The sequence below is a fragment of the Paenibacillus sp. Aloe-11 genome (assembly GCF_000245715.1).
GTDB lineage: Bacteria > Bacillota > Bacilli > Paenibacillales > Paenibacillaceae > Paenibacillus > Paenibacillus kribbensis.
Genome location: NZ_JH601050.1, coordinates 762,032 through 780,843 on the forward strand (window position 1 = coordinate 762,032; position 18,812 = coordinate 780,843).

19 protein-coding genes and 1 pseudogene are annotated in these 18,812 nt (G+C 45.9%); 12 read left to right on the top strand and 8 right to left on the bottom strand.

All coding sequences use genetic code 11. The features are described 5' to 3' along the window. The first annotated feature begins 55 nt into the window (after positions 1–55). The 3 genes from WG8_RS09555 (at position 56) to WG8_RS09565 (ending at position 1,827) form a co-directional block, all read left to right on the top strand. Complete coding sequence (locus WG8_RS09555; RefSeq protein ID WP_007429942.1) at positions 56–610, top strand: nucleotidyltransferase family protein; 555 nt, start codon at positions 56–58, stop codon at positions 608–610. Positions 611–697: 87 nt separating this feature from the next. Then, on the top strand, positions 698–1,120 hold the full coding sequence (locus WG8_RS09560; protein WP_007429943.1) for a GNAT family N-acetyltransferase: 423 nt from the start codon (positions 698–700) through the stop codon (positions 1,118–1,120). Positions 1,121–1,188: 68 nt separating this feature from the next. Further along, positions 1,189–1,827: a GDSL-type esterase/lipase family protein gene (locus tag WG8_RS09565; RefSeq protein WP_007429944.1), complete on the top strand. Its 639-nt coding sequence runs from the start codon at positions 1,189–1,191 to the stop codon at positions 1,825–1,827. Between the two features lie 104 nt (positions 1,828–1,931). On the opposite strand, the gene WG8_RS09570 is transcribed toward WG8_RS09565, so the two are convergent. The 4 genes from WG8_RS09570 to WG8_RS09585 form a co-directional block, all read right to left on the bottom strand. Beyond that, the gene (locus tag WG8_RS09570) at positions 1,932–2,813 is read right to left on the bottom strand and encodes a TetR/AcrR family transcriptional regulator (protein ID WP_007429945.1); all 882 of its coding nucleotides are present in this window, start codon (positions 2,811–2,813) and stop codon (positions 1,932–1,934) included. Beyond that, positions 2,794–5,883, bottom strand: a complete 3,090-nt coding sequence (locus tag WG8_RS09575; protein ID WP_007429946.1) for an efflux RND transporter permease subunit — start codon at positions 5,881–5,883, stop codon at positions 2,794–2,796. Before WG8_RS09575 ends, WG8_RS09570 begins: the two co-directional genes overlap by 20 nt. After that, a complete protein-coding gene (locus tag WG8_RS09580; protein ID WP_232289076.1) occupies positions 5,880–7,283 on the bottom strand; it encodes an efflux RND transporter periplasmic adaptor subunit in 1,404 nt (467 codons plus the stop codon). Before WG8_RS09580 ends, WG8_RS09575 begins: the two co-directional genes overlap by 4 nt. Positions 7,284–7,510: 227 nt before the next feature. After that, positions 7,511–8,188 carry a tetratricopeptide repeat protein gene (locus WG8_RS09585; protein WP_007429948.1) on the bottom strand — a complete coding sequence of 226 codons (678 nt, stop codon included), beginning with the start codon at positions 8,186–8,188 and terminating at the stop codon, positions 7,511–7,513. 662 nt (positions 8,189–8,850) lie between these two features. Between WG8_RS09585 and WG8_RS09590 the strand changes: the two genes are divergently transcribed. The 3 genes from WG8_RS09590 to WG8_RS09600 are packed head-to-tail and all read left to right on the top strand — an operon-like array spanning position 8,851 to position 10,140. Continuing rightward, complete coding sequence (locus tag WG8_RS09590) at positions 8,851–9,195, top strand: ArsR/SmtB family transcription factor (protein ID WP_007429949.1); 345 nt, start codon at positions 8,851–8,853, stop codon at positions 9,193–9,195. A 26-nt stretch (positions 9,196–9,221) separates the two neighbouring features. Beyond that, the gene (locus WG8_RS09595) at positions 9,222–9,737 is read left to right on the top strand and encodes an SRPBCC domain-containing protein (RefSeq protein WP_007429950.1); all 516 of its coding nucleotides are present in this window, start codon (positions 9,222–9,224) and stop codon (positions 9,735–9,737) included. 28 nt (positions 9,738–9,765) lie between these two features. Further along, the gene (locus WG8_RS09600; protein ID WP_007429951.1) at positions 9,766–10,140 is read left to right on the top strand and encodes a VOC family protein; all 375 of its coding nucleotides are present in this window, start codon (positions 9,766–9,768) and stop codon (positions 10,138–10,140) included. Between the two features lie 119 nt (positions 10,141–10,259). Here the strand turns inward: WG8_RS09600 and WG8_RS09605 are convergent, their stop codons facing one another. Then, a complete protein-coding gene (locus tag WG8_RS09605) occupies positions 10,260–11,294 on the bottom strand; it encodes a C40 family peptidase (protein ID WP_007429952.1) in 1,035 nt (344 codons plus the stop codon). 349 nt (positions 11,295–11,643) lie between these two features. Here WG8_RS09605 and WG8_RS09610 point away from each other — a divergent pair, with 349 nt between their 5' ends. Next, complete coding sequence (locus WG8_RS09610; RefSeq protein ID WP_007429953.1) at positions 11,644–12,795, top strand: iron-containing alcohol dehydrogenase; 1,152 nt, start codon at positions 11,644–11,646, stop codon at positions 12,793–12,795. 325 nt (positions 12,796–13,120) lie between these two features. Further along, complete coding sequence (locus tag WG8_RS09615) at positions 13,121–14,011, top strand: NADP-dependent oxidoreductase (protein WP_007429954.1); 891 nt, start codon at positions 13,121–13,123, stop codon at positions 14,009–14,011. A 155-nt stretch (positions 14,012–14,166) separates the two neighbouring features. Here the strand turns inward: WG8_RS09615 and WG8_RS09620 are convergent, their stop codons facing one another. Beyond that, on the bottom strand, positions 14,167–14,760 hold the full coding sequence (locus WG8_RS09620; RefSeq protein WP_007429955.1) for a TetR/AcrR family transcriptional regulator: 594 nt from the start codon (positions 14,758–14,760) through the stop codon (positions 14,167–14,169). A gap of 132 nt (positions 14,761–14,892) precedes the next feature. Between WG8_RS09620 and WG8_RS09625 the strand changes: the two genes are divergently transcribed. The 4 genes from WG8_RS09625 to WG8_RS09640 all read left to right on the top strand — a co-directional run bounded on the left by WG8_RS09625 (position 14,893) and on the right by WG8_RS09640 (position 17,530). Beyond that, positions 14,893–15,315, top strand: a complete 423-nt coding sequence (locus WG8_RS09625) for a MarR family winged helix-turn-helix transcriptional regulator (protein WP_043890900.1) — start codon at positions 14,893–14,895, stop codon at positions 15,313–15,315. Between the two features lie 72 nt (positions 15,316–15,387). Next, entirely contained in the window at positions 15,388–15,969 is a 582-nt protein-coding gene (locus tag WG8_RS09630; RefSeq protein WP_007429957.1) for an NAD(P)H-dependent oxidoreductase, read from the top strand. Positions 15,970–16,238: 269 nt separating this feature from the next. Further along, positions 16,239–16,676, top strand: coding sequence for a MarR family winged helix-turn-helix transcriptional regulator (locus WG8_RS09635; RefSeq protein WP_007429958.1), 438 nt, complete (start codon positions 16,239–16,241; stop codon positions 16,674–16,676). Between the two features lie 20 nt (positions 16,677–16,696). Continuing rightward, a complete protein-coding gene (locus WG8_RS09640; protein ID WP_007429959.1) occupies positions 16,697–17,530 on the top strand; it encodes a DegV family protein in 834 nt (277 codons plus the stop codon). 80 nt (positions 17,531–17,610) lie between these two features. On the opposite strand, the gene WG8_RS09645 is transcribed toward WG8_RS09640, so the two are convergent. Both WG8_RS09645 and WG8_RS28260 read right to left on the bottom strand, forming a co-directional pair. Beyond that, on the bottom strand, positions 17,611–18,243 hold the full coding sequence (locus WG8_RS09645; RefSeq protein WP_007429960.1) for a hypothetical protein: 633 nt from the start codon (positions 18,241–18,243) through the stop codon (positions 17,611–17,613). Between the two features lie 208 nt (positions 18,244–18,451). Beyond that, a pseudogene (locus WG8_RS28260) lies at positions 18,452–18,812 on the bottom strand (MFS transporter); the annotation flags it as partial.

The window sequence follows — 18,812 nt, forward strand, 5'->3', positions numbered from 1 at the left end:
AGACTGGAGAGCCCGTACAGCAACTGCCATCTTAAATTAAGGAGCTGAGTGCAGGATGAAGCCGGAAGAAGATATACAGCGAATCATACACATGATGAATGATCCGCAGGTTCTTGAAGACTTGCGCTACGTACGGGCACTGAGGCTGCCTCAAGGCTGTATTGCCGCAGGCTATGTACGCAATCGGGTGTGGGATAAACTGCATGGTTATACGACCGCTACACCTCTCAATGATATAGATGTCATTTATTTTGATCCGAAAAATACGCTGGAGGAACGAGATGAGCACTTGGAGCTGTCCTTGAATCGTAAGCAGGCTGGGCGTAACTGGTCTGTCAAAAATCAGGCGCGGATGCATATCCGCAACGGAGAAGCTCCATATTCCTCGATAGAGGATGCCATGAGCCACTGGCCGGAGACGGCGACGGCAGTAGCCATTAGACTGAATGACGAGGACCAAATGGAGGTCATTTGTCCGTATGGATTAAACGATCTGCTGGATATGCGGGTACGTCAAAGTCCATTGTTCCGTCACACGACGGCTTTTCGCCAGCGTGTATTTGAGAAGCAATGGCTGGATAACTGGCCTTTGCTTATTGTGGAGAATTAATTACGAATACCAGCAGAGCGCTGGCCTGATACAAGAATTAGCCCAAATGCGGCGAGGGTTTCAGGATAGAAGGGGAGATAACTCACGATGTTTAAAAATTTAAAAACAAGTCTGGATCGGGAGGAGGTACTGGAGCTGCTGACCTATGCCGTGCTGGATCGTCCTGAGCAGGGGGAGGAAGCTTTGCGTTTCTACCAAACCTCGGATGAATGGAAGCTGTTCGGTGTGGAAGATGAAGGACTTATCGTAGGTGTTGTCGGGTTTGAAGAGCGGGAGGATGGAACGATCGTGCTCCATCACCTGGCTGTATTGCCTGAAAATCGTCATCGAGGCTACGGCAGAGGTATGCTGCTTACGCTCATTAAGGAGCGTAGCCCGAAACGGCTCACAGTAGAAACAGATGCGGAAGGGGCGGATTTCTTTCGCAATGTGGGCTTCGCCGTGTACGGATCGGAGGATCTGCCGGGTGGTGGGCAATTCCATTGTATATATGAAATAGAAGAAGAATAAGCGAATCTCCGGGTCGCGTCTCCCTTTTTCCACATAAGATAGATTATGTCGGAGGGAGGTAGGTTTCATTGGCGTACCACTACACAGCAATTGGAGATTCTTTAACGACAGGTGCAGGCACACTGCTCAGCGGCGGATTTGTATCCATTTATCGACGAATGGCGGAAAGACATCTCTATTCGCCAGTCAGTTACGAGAATTTGGGAATCAACGGACTGACATCGCAGGAACTGCTGTCGTTGATCCGCAACAATCCGCTTTTTCGGTCGGCGCTCAGCCGAGCTGAACTCATAACGATAACGATCGGTGGAAATGATTTGCGACCATATATCAGCGCGCTTGCTGGAGGCCGCGGTTCGTCGGGTTCTTCCATTCCGCAAGCCCTGAACCGCACCAAAGAGCATGTACGCCAAATCGTGCATGCCCTGTATCATATAAAGTCCGGTCAGCGTGAGCCATTTATCATACGAATGGTAGGATTGTATAATCCTTTTCCAGGAGTCAGGGAAGCGGGGGTATATGTGCGCCAGTACAACTCGTTCCTCCATACGTTGGGCGGACCGAATTACCGGGTGGCGAATATTTATCCTGCGTTTGAGGGTAATGAACGGGCGCTGCTGTCGCTGGATCGGATACATCCGAACAGCCGTGGTTATCACGTGATTGCAGAAGAGCTGAATCGGTTTGGGTATGCGCCATTACGGTGAGCGTGGAGGAGGCTTTTGATCGTACAATATGCATATTAAAGAAAGAGGTTCATGATGGCAGTAGATCTGACGATCATGAACCTCTTTTTATGCATTTCGGCGTGCTAAACTTCCAATATAGCCTTCAACTTGGTGCAGTCTTCCAGTAACTCGGGCAGTTGCCCCAAAAATAGAAGGAGGGCTTTCACGTGAGCTATTTCCACGTTTTGTTCCGAGAGTTCCCCCTGTAATCTGCTTAGGATTTGCACATATTCATTCCGGGTCGCTTCATTTAATTCAGTTTGTTTCAGAACCGTATCCATACGCTGCAACGCATAGAAGATTTGTTTTCCCTTGGTCCAGAACTCGTCGGAGCCTTCATATAGGCTGGTGTCAGGGCTCCACATAATCTGGTGCTGGTGATTCGGGTTCAGCATTCCTTGAGCCATCATGTCCTCAATACTGACGATGAATTCAGCCAGTGCCTGGTGCTCCGTCTGGGACAGCTCTGAGCTGCTCATTCGGAAGGCATTAATAATGATACTTTTAGCGACAAAAACGATATCGTACGCATAGTCGCGTATAGATGGCCCATAAGCCTCAATTAAGAACTCAACGATCACGTTAGAAAAATGATGTTCAAGACGATCAATGGCTTGGGCGATTTTTACTTCCTTTGAACCGATTAAGGGAACAGAGTACGCCAGCAAATGAATCTTGTTTTTATAAATTCGGCCCAAAGCAATCAAGTATAGCTGCCTCAACTTCTCACGCGGGGATAGCTGATGCTTCAAATAAAGCTCTTTAATATCTGCATCAAGAAGTTTTTCAATCAGGACGATTGTCCCCAGCAGCAACTCTTCTTTACTTTGAAAGTATTTGTAAAAGGAAGCCTTCACCATCCCGCTTTCACGTGCAATCTCATCGACCGAGGTGGCATCGTATCCCTTTTCCGAGAATAGGGAAAGGGCAGCATAAATGATATCCTCACTCGTTATTTTCTTCATTGTATCCCCCTTTGCTCTGTCTTTTTAATTTCCACCGGGCTATAACCATATACAGGGAAGGTACTACAAACATCGTAAGGATCGTGGAATACATTAATCCAGATATAATGGTATACGCCAGAGGTCTAAACATATGTTCTCCAATAAGGGCAATCGGAAGCAGCCCGACGATGGCCGTCACCGACGTAAGCAGTATAGGACGAAAACGCGCTTTGGTCGCCGCAATTACAGCCTCTTTCAGATCTGTCCCTTCGCGTCTGGCCTCCTCAATAAATTCAATCAGTACAACACCGTTACGCACGATAATGCCCGCCAGGGTCATCAAGCCCAGCACACCCATAAAAGTGATGGGTATATTCAGGAGGAACAAGCCGAGAAATCCGCCTGCAGCCGCCATATACACCGTGGTCAGAATGATAAGCGGGGTCGTGAAGGAATAAAATTGCAAAAATATAAGCATGAAGATTAAAAATAGGACGACAACATATAGTGATCCCAATTCTGCCAAGATATCATATTGTTCTGAAAGCTCTCCGCCGATTTCCCAAGTGTAGCCCGGAGGGAATTTGATGTCCTGCAATTTCAGCTCGACATCCTTCATAACTTCGGAAGCCGTCCGTCCGTGAACTTCCGCTTCTACCGTAATGGAACGCTTTAAATTATAATGGTTCATTTTTTGCGTTGCAAATGATGGTTTTAACTCCGCTAGTTGGGATAAGGGAATCTGAACCCCGTTGGCATTGGTCACATTCAATTGCTGGAATAATATTTCCGGATTCTGGTCCGCCTGATCGGCCTTTAACTTAATATTAATTAAATCATTGCCGGTATCAAACCTGCTGAAGCTGACCCCATTGCCCATGAGCAGGAGTGTGCGTGTCAGATCATTATTGCTTACCAGATACTGGTCCATGGCTTGTTTGTTCAATTGGAAATCCAGTGTATACCCTTCATTCTCCATATTGTCATTAACGTCCTGGGTTCCTTTTGTAGCCATAACGGCTTCTTTAAGCTGTTGGGACAAGGTACGAAGCTGGTTCACATCATTACCCAAAATCCGAATGGAGATTGGCTTGCCAAGAGGCAGCCCGACTTTGGCTATTTTGACGGAGATGGATTGCCCCGGATAGCGATCCTTTAAAACAGTGGACCAGCGCTCCGCCATTTCATCCGGATCAAACTCGCCTTCTTCACCAACGACAGCAATCTGCCCCACGGTTGTGCCTGTTTTGGCATCAGCGGTCATATCCTGAAACAACGGAGGAGCATCACCGCCGGCGGCATAGCTGATGGTACGCACATGAGGCTGCTGTTTGACCCATTTGGCAATATCTTCGGTTACCTGTCTGGTTTCTTCTATAGAAGTTCCGATCGGCATGCGTACATTAATGCTTAATTGCGGATCGTTTGTTCTGGGGAACAGGTCGACCGGAATAAACGCAAGCACACCGTATAATATGGTACTGATCAACAATCCCGAGGCGGCATATAAGGCAGGCCGTTTCAGCACCTTGGGAATCAGCTTGCCGGCATATACATTACGCAGGGCGTCAATTTGTTTACCCAAAAGTCCGGACGGCTTTGTGGAGCCGTTTGTTTTTTGACTTCGCTGTCCATACCATTCTCTAAAGATCGGGATGACAGTAAGAGCCATAAGCATGGAAGACAACAAAGTAAGGATAACAGAAAAAGGCAATGGTTTGGCAAAGGAACCGGCATCTCCTGATATAAAGAAAAGCGGAGCGAAGGAGGCGACAGTGGCCAGAGTGGCGGTCCGAATCGAAACGGCCACTTCCTTGGTTCCATGTATGGCAGCGATTTTGGGACTCTCCCCCATCGTTACCATTCTGCGTTCGATATTATCATTGACCACTACAGCATCATCGACGAGAATCCCCATTACGATAATCAAGCCGATGACCGTAACCTGATTCAGCGTCACACCGAGCAGGGGAAGAAGGATAAAGCCGATGCCGATCGAAATTGGAATCGCGAGCGCCACAAAGGCGGAGGTCATCAGATTCAAGCCCAGGGTACATACGAGAATAACAGCTGCAATCGCAAACAGCAATTCACGGGTCAAGTTTGAAAAAATATGATTGATCCGCTCGGTTTGTGAAAATAACGTATTCAATTGGTACGTATTCGGCAGTTCCGGTTGCAACAGCTTCATTTCTTCATTTATTTTGCCATAAATGGTCTCAACGTCCGAGCCGGTGTTGCCGTTAATCGTCAGGGTAATGGCCGGTTTACCGTTAAAAAAGGACATATAGCTGCTGGTATTATGTGTAAGCAATACGGTCCCGACATCTTGGAGATACACAGGCGCTCCACTTTCGGTTCTGGAAATGATGACTTTACTCAAATCCTGCGCATTCTTGGACTGGTGCACATTCATTCGGTATGTGCGTTCATTGTAATCCAGATTACCGATCGGATTTTGTTCATTTTCCTTTTGTACCGCACTCATCAGCTGTTCCCAGCTGATATGGTACTGCTGGAGCTTTTGGGCGTCGATTTGAATCTGCACCTCTTGCTCCGGCAATCCCTTGATGATCACTTCCGACACGCCGGGAACCGTTTTTAACTGATCTCGCCAGGATTTCACCATATCATTTAATTGATATAATTGCTTCGCTGAATCCGCCGTGATGGCATAGGAATGGATAAATACCTTGTTCAAATCATCGTAAACGACAGGCTTTTGTGCGTCTGCAGGCAGTGCGGATTGGACATCGTTCATTTTTTTGCGCAGCTCATCCCAGACTTCCTTGGCATTGGCGTAGCCTTCCGTCTCAATGACAATGGTCGAAAGTCCATTTTCGGAGGTCGAGGAGATTTTTTTAATATGATTGAGCTCCTTCATTTTTTGTTCCAGGGGCTTTGTAACCGTCTGTTCTACCTTTTCAGGAGCAGCTCCCGGGTAGAGTGTTGTAACGATGGCGGTTTTCTGAATGATATCCGGCATTTCCTGCCGGGGAAGCTGAGAAGCACTATAAAATCCCGCTACAATCGCCATCGCAAAAATAAAGAGGATCAGTTTTTTCTTTCGGATAAAATACTCAATCATTTGCTTGTTCCCTCCGTGACCTGAAGGGCTAGCCCATCATATATCAGGTTTACTCCGGTTGTAACCACACGCTCTCCGACACGGAGACCCTTGGTAATTTCAAGCTTGTTGTCGGACATCTGACCGACATTTACGATGGTTTTAACCGCCTTGTTGTTTACCACTTTATAGACAAAAGTATCTGTACCGTTATTAATGACAGCCTTGGCTGGGAGCATGATCTGCTCGCTCTGGGAGAGCTGCCGGTCCGCCTTGACGACTTGTCCCGGAGCCCAATCATGCTTGGAGTTGGGAATGATCACTTCCACATTGATGCTGCCTGTATTGGAGTTGGTAGCCGGATAGATTTGGCTGACGGTTCCTTCTCTGCTTTCATTGTACAGCTGAACCCGCACGGTCTGCCCTGGCTCCCAGTTTTTTATTTCATAGTCTGGAACGGGAAGCAGCACCTTCAGCTGATCCATTTGTCCGATGCGATACATCGGCTGTCCGGCGCTTGCCAATTGCCCAGCGTTTACCTTTTTCTCCAGAATAACGCCGGAAATCGGTGCTTTTAAAGCTGTCTTGGAGAGGGAAAGTTCGGCTTGCTTTTTGGCAATGACCGCCTGTTGATATGCCGCAGTAGAGTTATCCTTGGAGGCTTCTGCCTGTTCTTTCGCGGCGATGGCCGATTCTTTCCCGGCTTGGGCTTGCCGCAAGCTGGATTCTGCCGATTGCCGATCTTCTACTGTGGCTCCCTCCTGGATTAAGGAGAGGGCTTCTTGCGCATCCTCCAGATCCTTGGAGGCGTTGGTTAAAGCGAGCTGTGCATTTTCATAATCGTTTTTGGTCGCAGCTCCCTGATCATATAAAAGCTTGGTGCGTTCAGCGGTGGCTTGTGCTTTAGTCAAAGCGGACTGCGCTCTTTGCACTTTGGTACGGACCTGTGCCCTTTCCTGCTCGCGGGCGCCCTTGTTTACTTTGTTGACTCCAGCTTGAGCTGCTGCTTTTTGCGCACCAGCAGATTGGATAGAGGCATCTGCGCTTGAAATGGCTGCTGTTGCATTTTTGATGCCTGCCCGGGCTTCGAGAATGGCCGTATCAGCCTGCTCCAGCTGTAGCTGATAGCTGGATGAATCGAGCTTCGTCAATACCTGGCCTTTGGATACGGAATCTCCCACATCTAAAAGAGTATCGCGTATCAAGCCGGATAGCTCAAAGGATACGATGGTTTCGTCGTACGGCTGCAGCGTGCCTGAAAGGTTAAAAGAAGCAGACAGCGGCTCTTTTTTAACAGTCATTGCTTCCACCTTTTGCTTTTGTTGTTCTGCTGCTTCATTTTGGCTCAATCCTGTAGATGAGCAAGCTGAAGTAAACAGAAGGATGGATATAACAGATATGTAGAGCGTAAATTTCAACAAGATGATCGTCCTTTCTGTACTATTGAGTTTATTTATAAACTCTATGGTTTATAAGCGGATTATATGACCTGATTTGTGGCATGTCAATAACAGGTTACAAAATAAAACGCTGATCAGGAGGATCAAAATAATTCGATTCAGGTCGATGGAGGAGCTGTGTGGATGAAACGCAAAAACGACCTTTCTCAAAAGAAGAGAAAGGTCGTTAAGGCAAAATATAGATCCGTCTAGCCTATTAATTTACGGAATAAGCTGCGTACAGCCCACTTGCGCTCACTTCGTTTACGGTATTTGGGCAGCGAACGATAGACCGCAATCGACTGGTTAAAGGCTGCCGTGGCCTCATCCTTGCGTCCCAGCATTCGGTACATCAAGCCTGTCAGATAATACCCTTCGCTGGAAGAGGACTGAATTTCCTGAAATTGCTGCAGATAGTCCAGTGCCTTATTTACGTCGTGTTCCTTGAAAGCTGCGGCTAAATGCAAATAAGGCTCACCGTATTGTACCCGCGGGTTAATGTCCAGTGCTTTCAGCAAATGCTGTTCACCATCTTGCAGATGGCTCGTGTGTACTTCAGCCGTTCCTCGTGCATTCCAATAGTCGGCAGAATCTTCATAACGGGATTGAATTTCCAGTAGAAGCTCCAAAGCCTGATGATATTTCTTGCTTTCGATCCAGATACGAGCCAACTCGAACTTGGCAGCTACATCGTTGGTATTTAGCGCAATCTGCTGACGCAGCCGTGCCGCGTTGCGTCTTCTTTTCCAGGGCTTGCTCATACTGGGCAGTACACCGACAAAGCTGCGATCCAATATGTAGATCACAATCAACAGTACAAGCAGCGCGAGAAACGGGTTGCCAAGTAAACTCCATAGTAGAGAAAAAATGAGAAATTTCCCAATCATCCTGCTCTAGTCCTCCTGTACATGTATCCATCCATACTTTCCACATTATAGCATAGGGTCACTTCAAGGGTCATTAGCCTGATGATATTTGGAGGGGGGAGTGGGTCGAGAAGAAGTGCTTTTATTTATGATGCTCAATGTACAGCTTTACTAAAAAAGCGACTCTGGCACGATGGTAGCTCTCTACCTCGGTGGGGGACTTGTATGTGTTTTTGAGAAATACGCCTATCGAAACGTAAAGGGAGGAACTGACCAAAGATTCTCCGTGGTAAACGGTCAGATTTTGCTTATCGCAAGTTTGTTCCAACATCTTAGAGCAGAAACAAAGGTTGAGGTACAATAAGTTTTGATGTTGACTTTCAATACTGCAAAATTCGGATTATAAAGGGAAAGGGAGCAAATAATAAGGGAAATGTGGGAGCAAAGACCGCATTGTTCATTCCTCTTAATTGTTCAAGAAAACCGCCCCTAGGCAAAACGCCAGGGATTAAATCACCAAACCGTCTGCAAACTTACTGTATAAATTTAAATGTTGGGAGTTTATTTTAAATATTCCTTGACGGGAATATTCCTGATAAGATATATTTAATTCAGCAGGAGAAAGTTACTCTGAATCAAGGAGATGATTAGACAAATAATCATTAAATATAGAGGTGAGCATTATGTCCGGCAAAAGTCGGGGAATGGATATAACGGCTCTGAGTGCTTTAGCTGAACCGAATCGTATGAATATCGTTGAACTGTTGCGCGATGGTTCTCTGGCCGTGGGCGAAATCGCCGATCAGCTGGGGATTCGCCAACCACAAGCGTCAAAGCACTTGAAAGTGCTAAGCGACAGCGGGATTGTGGAAGTGCGAGTCGATGCGAACCGTCGTATCTACACGCTCCGGTCTGAACCCTTCCAAGAGTTGGATTCCTGGGTGCAGTCCTTCCGGCATCTTATGGAAGATAGGTTTGATAACTTGGACAATTACTTGCGTGAACTGCAGAACAAGGAAAAACCATAATATCATTTCATTGGAGGATCATAACAATGTCAAATAACGTAATTTCGCGCGTAGAGAACGATCGCGTCCTGGTGCTGGAGCGCATATTCGATGCGCCACACGATCTCGTATTCCGGATGTTTAAGGAGCCAGAGCATCTCAAGCGTTGGTGGGGACCGAAAGGCTGGGAAATCCCGGTCTGCAACATCGATTTCCGTCCAGGCGGCGTGTGGCACTACTGTATGAAGTGCGTTGATCAGAATCAAGGTCAGTTTTACGGCATGGAATCATGGGGGAAAGGCGTTTATAAAGAAATTGTCGAGCCGGAGAAGATCATCTACACTGATTATTTCTCGGATGCCGAAGGCAATATAAACGAGTCCATGCCAGCGTCCCTAATCACGATAGAGTTTATCGATCTATGCGGCAAAACCAAATTGGTAAACCGTTCTGAATATGCGACGGTAGAGGCCCTTAAAACCGTCATGGACATGGGCATGCTACAAGGAATCACCGAAACCTGGAATCGTTTGGGCGAGTTGTTGGAGTCGCTTAACCCGTAAATTATTCCATACGAGGAGTGTTCAAATTATGATTAACAAAATTGGCCAAGTTATGTTGTATGTGAATAACCAAGACGAATCCAGAGATTTTTGGTCAGAAAAATTAGGATTCGAGGTCATTGCGGAAGAAACCAATGGTCCGATGAGATGGATCGAAGTCGCTCCTAAGGGTGCAGCAACCAGCATTGTTCTTCATAGTAAGGAGTTCGTTGCCAAAATGAACCCTGAAATGAATCTCGGAGCACCATCTATCATGTTTTACACGGAGAATTTCAATGCGTTGTATAGCGATCTGAAGAACAGAAACATTAAGGTTGGAGATATTGTGGAACTTCCCTCTGGCAGAGTCTTTAACTTCGCAGATAATGAAGAAAATTACTTTGCTGTATCGGAAAAGAAATAAGAGAGTTTAATAAGTTATGACAGCAGCTAATCAAAATGATCAGCTGCTTTTTTTAATGCAGTTCAGGTAAACGGGTACTTTAAACGCAATCTCGAGTGCCTGTGGCTATCCGGTTTGTCCTAAAATAGTCTGCGCGCTGTTACGAAACGTTTCTGCCATTTATCGTCAAGCGTGTCAAAATGAACGCCGCGCTCTTTGGAGAATGTATGCAGCAATTTGTTGTTCCCTGCATAGATAGCCACATGGCCGATCTCCAGCCCGCGTGCGCTGAAGAACAGCAGGTCGCCTTTGCGCAGCTCGTTCAGCCCGACCTTACGGCCTTCTTTAGCCTGATCGTAAGAGACACGTGGGAGGTCGATGGAAAGCGTATGCCGGAACACTTCCCCTACAAAAGAAGAACAATCAAAGGTCGATGTCTGGCCGGTTGCTGCGCCGAATTCATAAGGGGTACCGAGGAATTTCTCCCCGTAGGCGATCAGTTCATCTCCCTGCCGTTCCGCAAGGGATGAGCTGGTATAATCGCTGTATTTTGGTTTTGCCGATATGTATCCGGTCAGGTTGTCTTTAGTGCGGACTTCCAGCCAGAGGGCATTGACCTCGCGGATGACATGAACCTTTTCGCCGGCTGGAATAAGCCGTAGGGAAGGGGAAGCCCCCGATGAATCCGGTTCGCTGCGCAGGTTGACCCTGGAAAGTACCGTTGTGAAAAAATCGTTCCTCGAGACAATCCGGATTGTCCGGGTCAGGGCATCCCATTTCACTGTGCTCCCAAGTGCTTCGCTCACAAAGCGCAGTGGAATCATCGTGTTGCCCTCAACAATCTGTCCGGGAACATTCAGGGACAGCGCATTGCCGTTTAGGGTGGCAGCGAGTTCCCCGATGCGGTAGGTCAGAACCGTGTCGTTTTTGGTTGCTGTTACGGTTTTGCTGGATTCGTCCCAGGAAAGCTTGGCTCCTTGCGCCTCAAACAACTGGCGCATAGGGACGAGTGTTGTTCCATCTAGCAGCTGCGGCTGAGCGACAAGCTGAAGCGGATGGTCATCCACATAAACGGTCGTCGCCGGAGTTAACGGCACCGACTTCGCATAAGACGGGCTCGCTTGGAGTAGCGATACCGCCAGCAGAGCCAGCAATACTCCCTTGTTGATTGTCATGCTGTCATCACCTCGTTGTTAATGTGTTCATCTAAGTTGTACGAGGCTGCCTCCGATTAGTTGTGTACCAAATATTGGGATGATTTCGCAGGATACTCGTCAAAGGAGCCGAATCGCCTAAGTCAGTCCAGACTTATGAAGTAGCGCTTTGAAAAACGAAGGAAAAGTAGTTCATTTTTTTGCAAAAAACAAAATAAACAAAAATAAAACAATAAAATATCTGTGTTTTATTGTTGACATCAAAACAAATTAAAGATAAAATCATATACGTGAAATGTTTCACTTTTTTTAGGATGGTTCCGTATTTAACGAGGTATCAAGAAGCGAATCCTTTAGGAGGCCGATTTTTATGAGCGCACATGTATTTTTTGTACCGTCTATCAATCTGATGGGAAAAGGCTGTTTGCATGAAGCTGGACCGTATATAAAGGAACTGAATTTAAACAAAGCACTGGTCGTGACGGATAAGTTTTTGATGAAGAGCGGTATTGCAGGCAAGGTCACATCCATGCTGGATGATATTGGACTGGACTATGCAGTATACGATGAGGTTAAGCCCAATCCGACCTGTAAAAATGTACACGATGGCGTTCAGTTTCTGCAGGAAAACGGCTGTGATTTCTTAATTTCCATTGGCGGAGGATCACCACAGGATACGGCCAAGGGAATTGGCATTATTGCTACCAACGGGGGACATATCACCGAGTATGAGGGCGTTCATAAATCCAAGCATAAATCGCTGCCTATTGTCGCTATTAATACTACGGCAGGAACATCCGCTGAAATCACGATTAATTATGTCATTACAGACGAAGAACGCAAGGTCAAGATGGTTATGGTTGACAAGAATAGTGTAGCTACGATTTCGGTCAACGACCCTGAACTGATGGTAGACAAACCTGCCGCGTTAACGGCAGCTACAGGGCTGGATGCTTTGACCCATGCCATTGAAGCTTTGGTTACGCCAGGTTCCTATCCTGTAACGGATGCGACCGCGCTGGCAGCAGTAGGGATTATTTTTGATCATTTGGCTCGTGCGGTGAGAAACGGTCATGATATAGAAGCACGTGAGCAAATGGTATACGCTATCTTCCTGGGAGGGCTTGCATTTAATAATGCCGGATTGGGTTATGTTCATGCGATGGCGCATCAGCTTGGCGGCGTATACGATTTGCCTCATGGTGTTTGCAATGCCATGCTGCTGCCGATTGTGGAGGAAGAGAATGCCAAGCATGTACCAGAGAAGTTTCGTGCCATCGCCAAGGCCATCGGTTTTGAAGATAAGGGGAAAACGGATAAGGAATGCGCAGATTATGTCATCCAAAGAATCAAAGACCTGTCGAAGGAAGTGGGGATTCCTTCCAAGCTTTCTGAACTGGGCGTCAATGAAGTCGATTTGGATCTGCTTGCCGAGAACTCAATGAAGGATGCTTGCGCTCCGGGCAATCCGTTCATACCGACCAAAGAACAAGTCATCGAGATGTTTAAGAAAATTCTTTAAATAAAAGCTGCAATTATTTGTTATAGCAATAAGGGCTGTCCCAGGAATTATCGAAGAATACTGGGAACGGCCTTTTTTATTTACTTTTTTTGCCAATAGAATACTCGAAACCCTGTAAGGAGCTTCGAGTATTTTGGCTTTATTAATATGTGCGTTTTCTCAGTTAAAGGGCATATTCGACGGTATTTATTGAAGATTACACTGAACACTTTGGAGTGGATTGTCGATTGTTTTTACATAAATCTAGGCTGTAAGATAAACACGCAAACGATCAACACAATGTTCATTAAAATAGCTTCACAAAAAAGATAGGCAGGTGTTAAGAATGGCAACAACAGGTGAAATGAATGCGGTTAGAATCCATGAATACGGCGGTACGGAGGTTATTTGTTATGAACGGGCTCCTGTTCCTGAAATAGACCAGGACGAGGTTCTGATCAAGGTGTCTGCCACTGCTTTTAATCCTGTGGATGCGGCGATTCGTATGGGGGTTCTTCGGGATATTTTTCCTCATCAGATGCCATATATTCCGAATGTGGAGGCTTCAGGTGTCATTGAAAAAACTGGTGCAGCAGTGAGCAGCCTGAAGCCGGGAGACAGGGTTTTTGTCTTTCTGGATATGACCCAAGACGGTGCAGCTGCCGAATATGTAGTGACCAAGGCGTTTTATGTCGCTCTAGCACCTCGGAGTATTCATCTTCAGGATGCGGCTGCCATCCCGGTAGGAGCTTTGACTGCCTGGCAGGGGCTGTTCCAGCATGGCGGGCTTCAGGAAGGCCAGCGTGTGTTAATAACCGCAGCTGCAGGCGGTGTAGGATCGTATGCTGTTCAATTAGCCAAGTGGAAGGGGGCTTACGTGATCGGCACGGCTTCCGCAGCAAGCTTCCCGATTCTCCAAGAGTTCGGAATTGACAAATTGATTGACTACAAACAGCAGACGATAGAAGAGAAAATGCGAGAAAAGGTAGACCTTATTCTTAATCTTTCTCCCGAAAGTCCGGCGGAGGTAAGCAAGCTGCTCTATTTGCTGAAAGAGGGCGGGATTCTTGTCTCGCCTGCCAGTCCAGCAGATGAGGAGCTTGCCAGGCAGTTGAACGTCAAGACGCTGAGAATGAGTGTGCAGCGGAATGCTGGACAGCTGGCACAAATCGCTCAATTAGTAGATGAGGGGCGATTGAAGACTGCCATTTCGAAAAGAGTAAGCTTGACGAACTAGCACTTGTTCATGATAAATCAGGAAAGACCCGAGGAAAAGTACTGATTACCCTGAATTAACACCTGTATTCAGGCGTGAGCGAAAACTTCCTTCACCTGAGCAGCTGCTAGCGTTCATAATGCAGATGAGTTGGTCGCTGCTCTGTGGAGGGAATTTTATTTAAACGGTTGAAGGAAGATTAACTTTATGTAAAATACAGCAATTTGCTCAGGAGAATGAGGCATATCCTGGCTCAGCCATTCCTCCATAACCCCAAGGAAGATAGCTGCTACATAAGCGGACAAGTACTCTTGCGGGATGGCAGGATTATTGTTAAAAACATTATTGTTTTGCAATTTTTTATGGAAGCTTCGATTGACCATGTCTCTCAATTTGCCGGCGAAGCCGGGTTCTCCCTTTGGACCTAACAATAAGCGGATTAAGCTTCCATACTTATGTATGTATTCGAACATTCCCACGAAAGGCAGATAAGGTTTTTCTTCCCTGTAAGTCTGCTTCATCTCGTCCGGAGAAATATTGACTACCATTACCTTCTGTAGACCATCCAGAAAATCTGTTTGTATCTGTTCTATGACATCGTATTTATCCTTGTAGTGCAGGTAGAAGGTTCCCCGGTTTATCCTCGCAGTTGCCGTTAAATTCCGCACGGTCACCGCATTGAAGCCATGTTGTTCGACTAAACTGATAAAGGTATCCCTGATCCGTTTTTTGGTGCGGGCCGTCATCACATCATGTATTCTTTCTGCCATGGTATTCCAGCCTTTCGTTAGAGAGTTTGGTGACTGCTATTGTTACCTATCATATCATCCCTTATGATTAGGAAGGGAAAATTAGCATAAAAAACACTTGATATATATAGATGTCTATGTAATAATGCAGGTATGTTAAAAAATAATGCAGCTGCCCTGATAGGAACGATCAGAGACTCGATCAACAAATTGATTGTGTCTGAGCTCGAATCCTATGGAGTTGAAGGAATTGTTCCTTCACATGGTGGAATATTAATGTTCCTTTATCAAAAGGACGGGCTTTCCATCAAGGAATTGACACAAAAAATTTCTCGCCAGCAGCCCACAGTCACCGTTTTGGTCGACAAGTTGGTGAAGCTGGGATATGTCGAAAGAAAAAAAGAAGGGGAGGATAGCAGAGTAACCCTGATTTATCTTACCAATAAGGGGAAAGAGCTGGAGCCTGTATTTGAAGTGATCTCCAACAAATTAAAAGAAACCATATACGGTGGTCTCAAAGACGAAGAAAAAGAACAGCTGGAATATCTGCTGGAACAAGTAAAAAACAGATTATAAATTTTTTTAGATAAATGTATAGATATCTATATGAAAGATAAAATAATTATAAAATATCTGGAGGTAATTGAAATGAAACATCTTATCGTCTATGCTCACTCTAACGCTGAAAGCCTTAACCACGCTATTTTGGAAACAGTCGTAAATGCTCTGAAGGAAAAAGGCGATGAAGTCGTTGTACGCGATTTGTACGCGCTTGATTTTCAACCTGTATTAAAGTCTGAGGATACTGCCGCTATGAGAGCCGGACAAACTCCCGCCGATATCAAGGTAGAGCAGGAATACATCTCACAATCCGATACGATTACATTTATTTCTCCTATTTGGTGGACAGGTCTTCCTGCGATCCTGAAAGGCTACGTTGATCGTGTATTTGCCTACGGCTTTGCATATACGTCTGGTCCGGAAGGGATTCATAAGCTTCTTACAGGTAAAAAAGGTTTTATTGTAAATACACATGGTACACCGAACGAAATTTACGATAAGATCGGGATGACCGCAGGTCTGAAGGTTACTTCAGATACGGGTATTTTTGATTTCGTTGGAATTGAATCCGTCGGTCACTTGCTGCTGGGAAGTATCGGCTACCTTGATGAAGACGGCTATAAAGGACTATTGAAGCAAGTCCAGGACACTGTTAAATCGGTGCTATAAGTTAGATTTTTATTGTTCGGAAACGTAAGGCAGTCTTCCAATGAGGAGGCCAACCAGCATTTACTGGTTGGCCTTTTCTTGTATATAAGCTGACTTCGTATGTATTTTGGAAGGTTAAATCGTTTCGCAGTACAATCGACCGTTCATTAGCAATGTTTCAACGTCGGAATTTATTCACAAATAATTCATTGTTATTATCGCTCGCAATTCATTATAGTACATAGTATTAATAGTTAACTGTATGTATTATGCATTATACGGAGGTTACTATGAAAGAAGTTGACTTAAGCGACCAGCTAAGGGAATCCGTTCAACGGATTTATAGTATGGAATTATTCAGTAGTCTGACAGCGCTTGTCCAAGGTGAAAACCATGTGCTTCAATATTTAGTTCAGCATCGAGAGGATGAAATTAATCCTTCCTTACTCAGCGATCATCTGCATGTATCCAGATCAAGAATAACGGCAGCGCTTACGGGCTTAAGAAAAAAAGGGTATGTCACTATGGAGATGTCGGAGCAGGACAGACGACGGATGTGTGTCAGGCTTACACCAGAAGGTGAATCCTTGATTAAACAAAAGCAAGAGAGAATAGAAGGCTATTTTGAAGCGCTTGTAGCCGGTTTGGGTGAGGACGATGTAAAGGAATTTATACGGTTGATTGAGCTTTCCATGAGCATTATGAATTCAGCTTCCGCTGGAAAATAACATAAGATGAGGGTGTACAGATGAGGTATAAAATAATAGCAGACAGCTGCTGCGACTTGACGACAGAACTTAAAGAGCAGCTGCAGATTACTACGATTCCATTAAACATGACATTGGGAGAGAAATGCTTCATTGATGATGACACGCTGGACCTGCCTCAGTTCATGGAAGAAATGAAAGCCTGTACAACCAAGATTGGATCTGCATCACCTTCCCCCTTGCTTTACAAGGAAGCCTTTCAGGGCACGCATACTTCTTTTGCCATTACATTATCCAGCAATCTATCCAGTTCGTATGCCAGTGCATTGATCGGAAAAGATATGGCGGAGGAAGAAAACGGAGCGGATGTCCATGTATTTGATTCGAAAAGCGCATCGGCTGGACAAGTTTTGTTGGCTCTAAAGCTTCGCAAGCTGATCGACGAGGGATATCATAAAAGTGAGATTATATCTTCCCTGGAAACCTTTATCACGAAGATGAAGACATACTTTGTGCTGGAAAACCTGGATAATTTGGTGAAGAACGGACGAATGAATAAAATTACGGGCAAGATACTTTCATTTTTGCATATCAGGCCTATTTTGGGTTCCGACGGTGACGGGAATATCGCCTTATTTACACAAGCGCGCGGTCAGAATCAAATCATCGAAAAGCTGGCAGATACCATTGAAAAAAGTGGTCGGGATACCGAAGGGGAAAGTATCGTCATTACTCACTGCAATAATCCCGGTCTGGCGGAAAAATTGATGACTGCATTGAAGAATCGTTATCAATTCAAAGATATTCATATTGTGTCCACCAGAGGGATCAGTTCGATGTATGCCAATGATAAAGGTATTATTATGGCTTTTTAAGCTATTAAGGGTTTATCCTCGCTCGAACGAGTGTGGGATAAACCCATTTTTGCAGGCTGAGGCTGTGCATAAGTTCACGCCTATTTCAATTTTCTGATGATGATAGAAGCGTTTACGCTGGTTTGAGTTCCTCCAGCCAGTGTTTGGAGGGTAACTGGAGTGGCGGAGCTATGATTCCGCAGAGTAAGCACATTCCCACATGCCAGATCGAGGATGGCTTGCCCTGTGTTCTGCTGCGTGCCGGCTCCTGAACCGTACAGGGTTCCTCCAGCCAGGATGCCATTAATATAGACGGCAAATTGGTTGGGCTCTACACCCGACACAGAAAAGTGAACCTCATAGGTCCCCGCGTCGGCAACAGTAATCTGTGTAGTCCCGGGAACATGAGCAATGCCAGGTGTAAGTATACCGTTCGTATCAAATATGACATCCCCTTCAATCGGAACGAGTTGAGGTCTTAGGTTGTAAATATAACCGAACTGTGCCACTCCATCTGTGGCAGAGCCCCCTCTTGTCTCTATAGCGTCAGGAGCAATATTCACACGGACAAGTTGTTTTTTGACGATAATATCCTTGCCCAAAGATTTTCGTTTTAAGCGGCCTTTCTTCTTTGGGGGCTTCTCATTGAACTTTTTTTCAAGTTTATCAAACCAGGAACGGATAAAAACATCTTTTTTGCGGCCTTTTTTTTGGTTTAATTCAGGACGACCCAATACAAACACCTCCATATGGTTTGTTGTATACTACTCCATTCATCTAGGGGAGGGCATGGATATCTGTCCTGTGTTTCATAGGCAATGATCTATCTTTGGTTAAAAATAGGCCTTTGTATGAGGTACATTCGTCTAGGAAGTAAAATGGCGCCTTCACTGTGCTTGGATTATTCCAAGAAACAGCTGAAGGCGCCGGAAAAGGCATGTATCAGGGTGAAGCGGTTTGAAGCCGCTTTTTGCGCACATGCAGGGCGTACAGAATGCCGCCAAGCAGACACAGGATACAGGCAAAGCCTGCCAGCAACCATGCCGAAGCGACTGCTCCGCCACGATCCATGCTGTTCCCAAGCCATAAGGGCAGCAGGGCCCCTCCGACTCCGCCTGCACCGATAAGCAGGCTGGTGGTGGATTCTTCTGTACCTGGCATCATTTTGCTGGCAAAAACGAGTGCGATGGAAAATATGCCGGACATGCCGAGCCCCAGCAGCGCAATAAGGGCAAAGGCGCCAGCAGTGCCCTTGATCAGCGGGAACACGCACAGCAGCAGGGTTGCTGCCAGTGAGCTCAGG

Excerpts from the sequence above, each read along its gene's own strand:
- WG8_RS09555 (WP_007429942.1), top strand. The coding sequence starts at position 56 with ATGAAGCCGGAAGAAGATATACAGCGAATCATACACATGATGAATGAT.
- WG8_RS09560 (WP_007429943.1), top strand. The coding sequence starts at position 698 with ATGTTTAAAAATTTAAAAACAAGTCTGGATCGGGAGGAGGTACTGGAG.
- WG8_RS09570 (WP_007429945.1), bottom strand. The coding sequence starts at position 2,813 with ATGAAGAAAATAACGAGTGAGGATATCATTTATGCTGCCCTTTCCCTA.
- WG8_RS09575 (WP_007429946.1), bottom strand. The coding sequence starts at position 5,883 with ATGATTGAGTATTTTATCCGAAAGAAAAAACTGATCCTCTTTATTTTT.
- WG8_RS09585 (WP_007429948.1), bottom strand. The coding sequence starts at position 8,188 with ATGATTGGGAAATTTCTCATTTTTTCTCTACTATGGAGTTTACTTGGC.
- WG8_RS09590 (WP_007429949.1), top strand. The coding sequence starts at position 8,851 with ATGTCCGGCAAAAGTCGGGGAATGGATATAACGGCTCTGAGTGCTTTA.
- WG8_RS09595 (WP_007429950.1), top strand. The coding sequence starts at position 9,222 with ATGTCAAATAACGTAATTTCGCGCGTAGAGAACGATCGCGTCCTGGTG.
- WG8_RS09600 (WP_007429951.1), top strand. The coding sequence starts at position 9,766 with ATGATTAACAAAATTGGCCAAGTTATGTTGTATGTGAATAACCAAGAC.
- WG8_RS09605 (WP_007429952.1), bottom strand. The coding sequence starts at position 11,294 with ATGACAATCAACAAGGGAGTATTGCTGGCTCTGCTGGCGGTATCGCTA.
- WG8_RS09610 (WP_007429953.1), top strand. The coding sequence starts at position 11,644 with ATGAGCGCACATGTATTTTTTGTACCGTCTATCAATCTGATGGGAAAA.
- WG8_RS09615 (WP_007429954.1), top strand. The coding sequence starts at position 13,121 with ATGGCAACAACAGGTGAAATGAATGCGGTTAGAATCCATGAATACGGC.
- WG8_RS09620 (WP_007429955.1), bottom strand. The coding sequence starts at position 14,760 with ATGGCAGAAAGAATACATGATGTGATGACGGCCCGCACCAAAAAACGG.
- WG8_RS09625 (WP_043890900.1), top strand. The coding sequence starts at position 14,893 with ATGTTAAAAAATAATGCAGCTGCCCTGATAGGAACGATCAGAGACTCG.
- WG8_RS09630 (WP_007429957.1), top strand. The coding sequence starts at position 15,388 with ATGAAACATCTTATCGTCTATGCTCACTCTAACGCTGAAAGCCTTAAC.
- WG8_RS09635 (WP_007429958.1), top strand. The coding sequence starts at position 16,239 with ATGAAAGAAGTTGACTTAAGCGACCAGCTAAGGGAATCCGTTCAACGG.
- WG8_RS09640 (WP_007429959.1), top strand. The coding sequence starts at position 16,697 with ATGAGGTATAAAATAATAGCAGACAGCTGCTGCGACTTGACGACAGAA.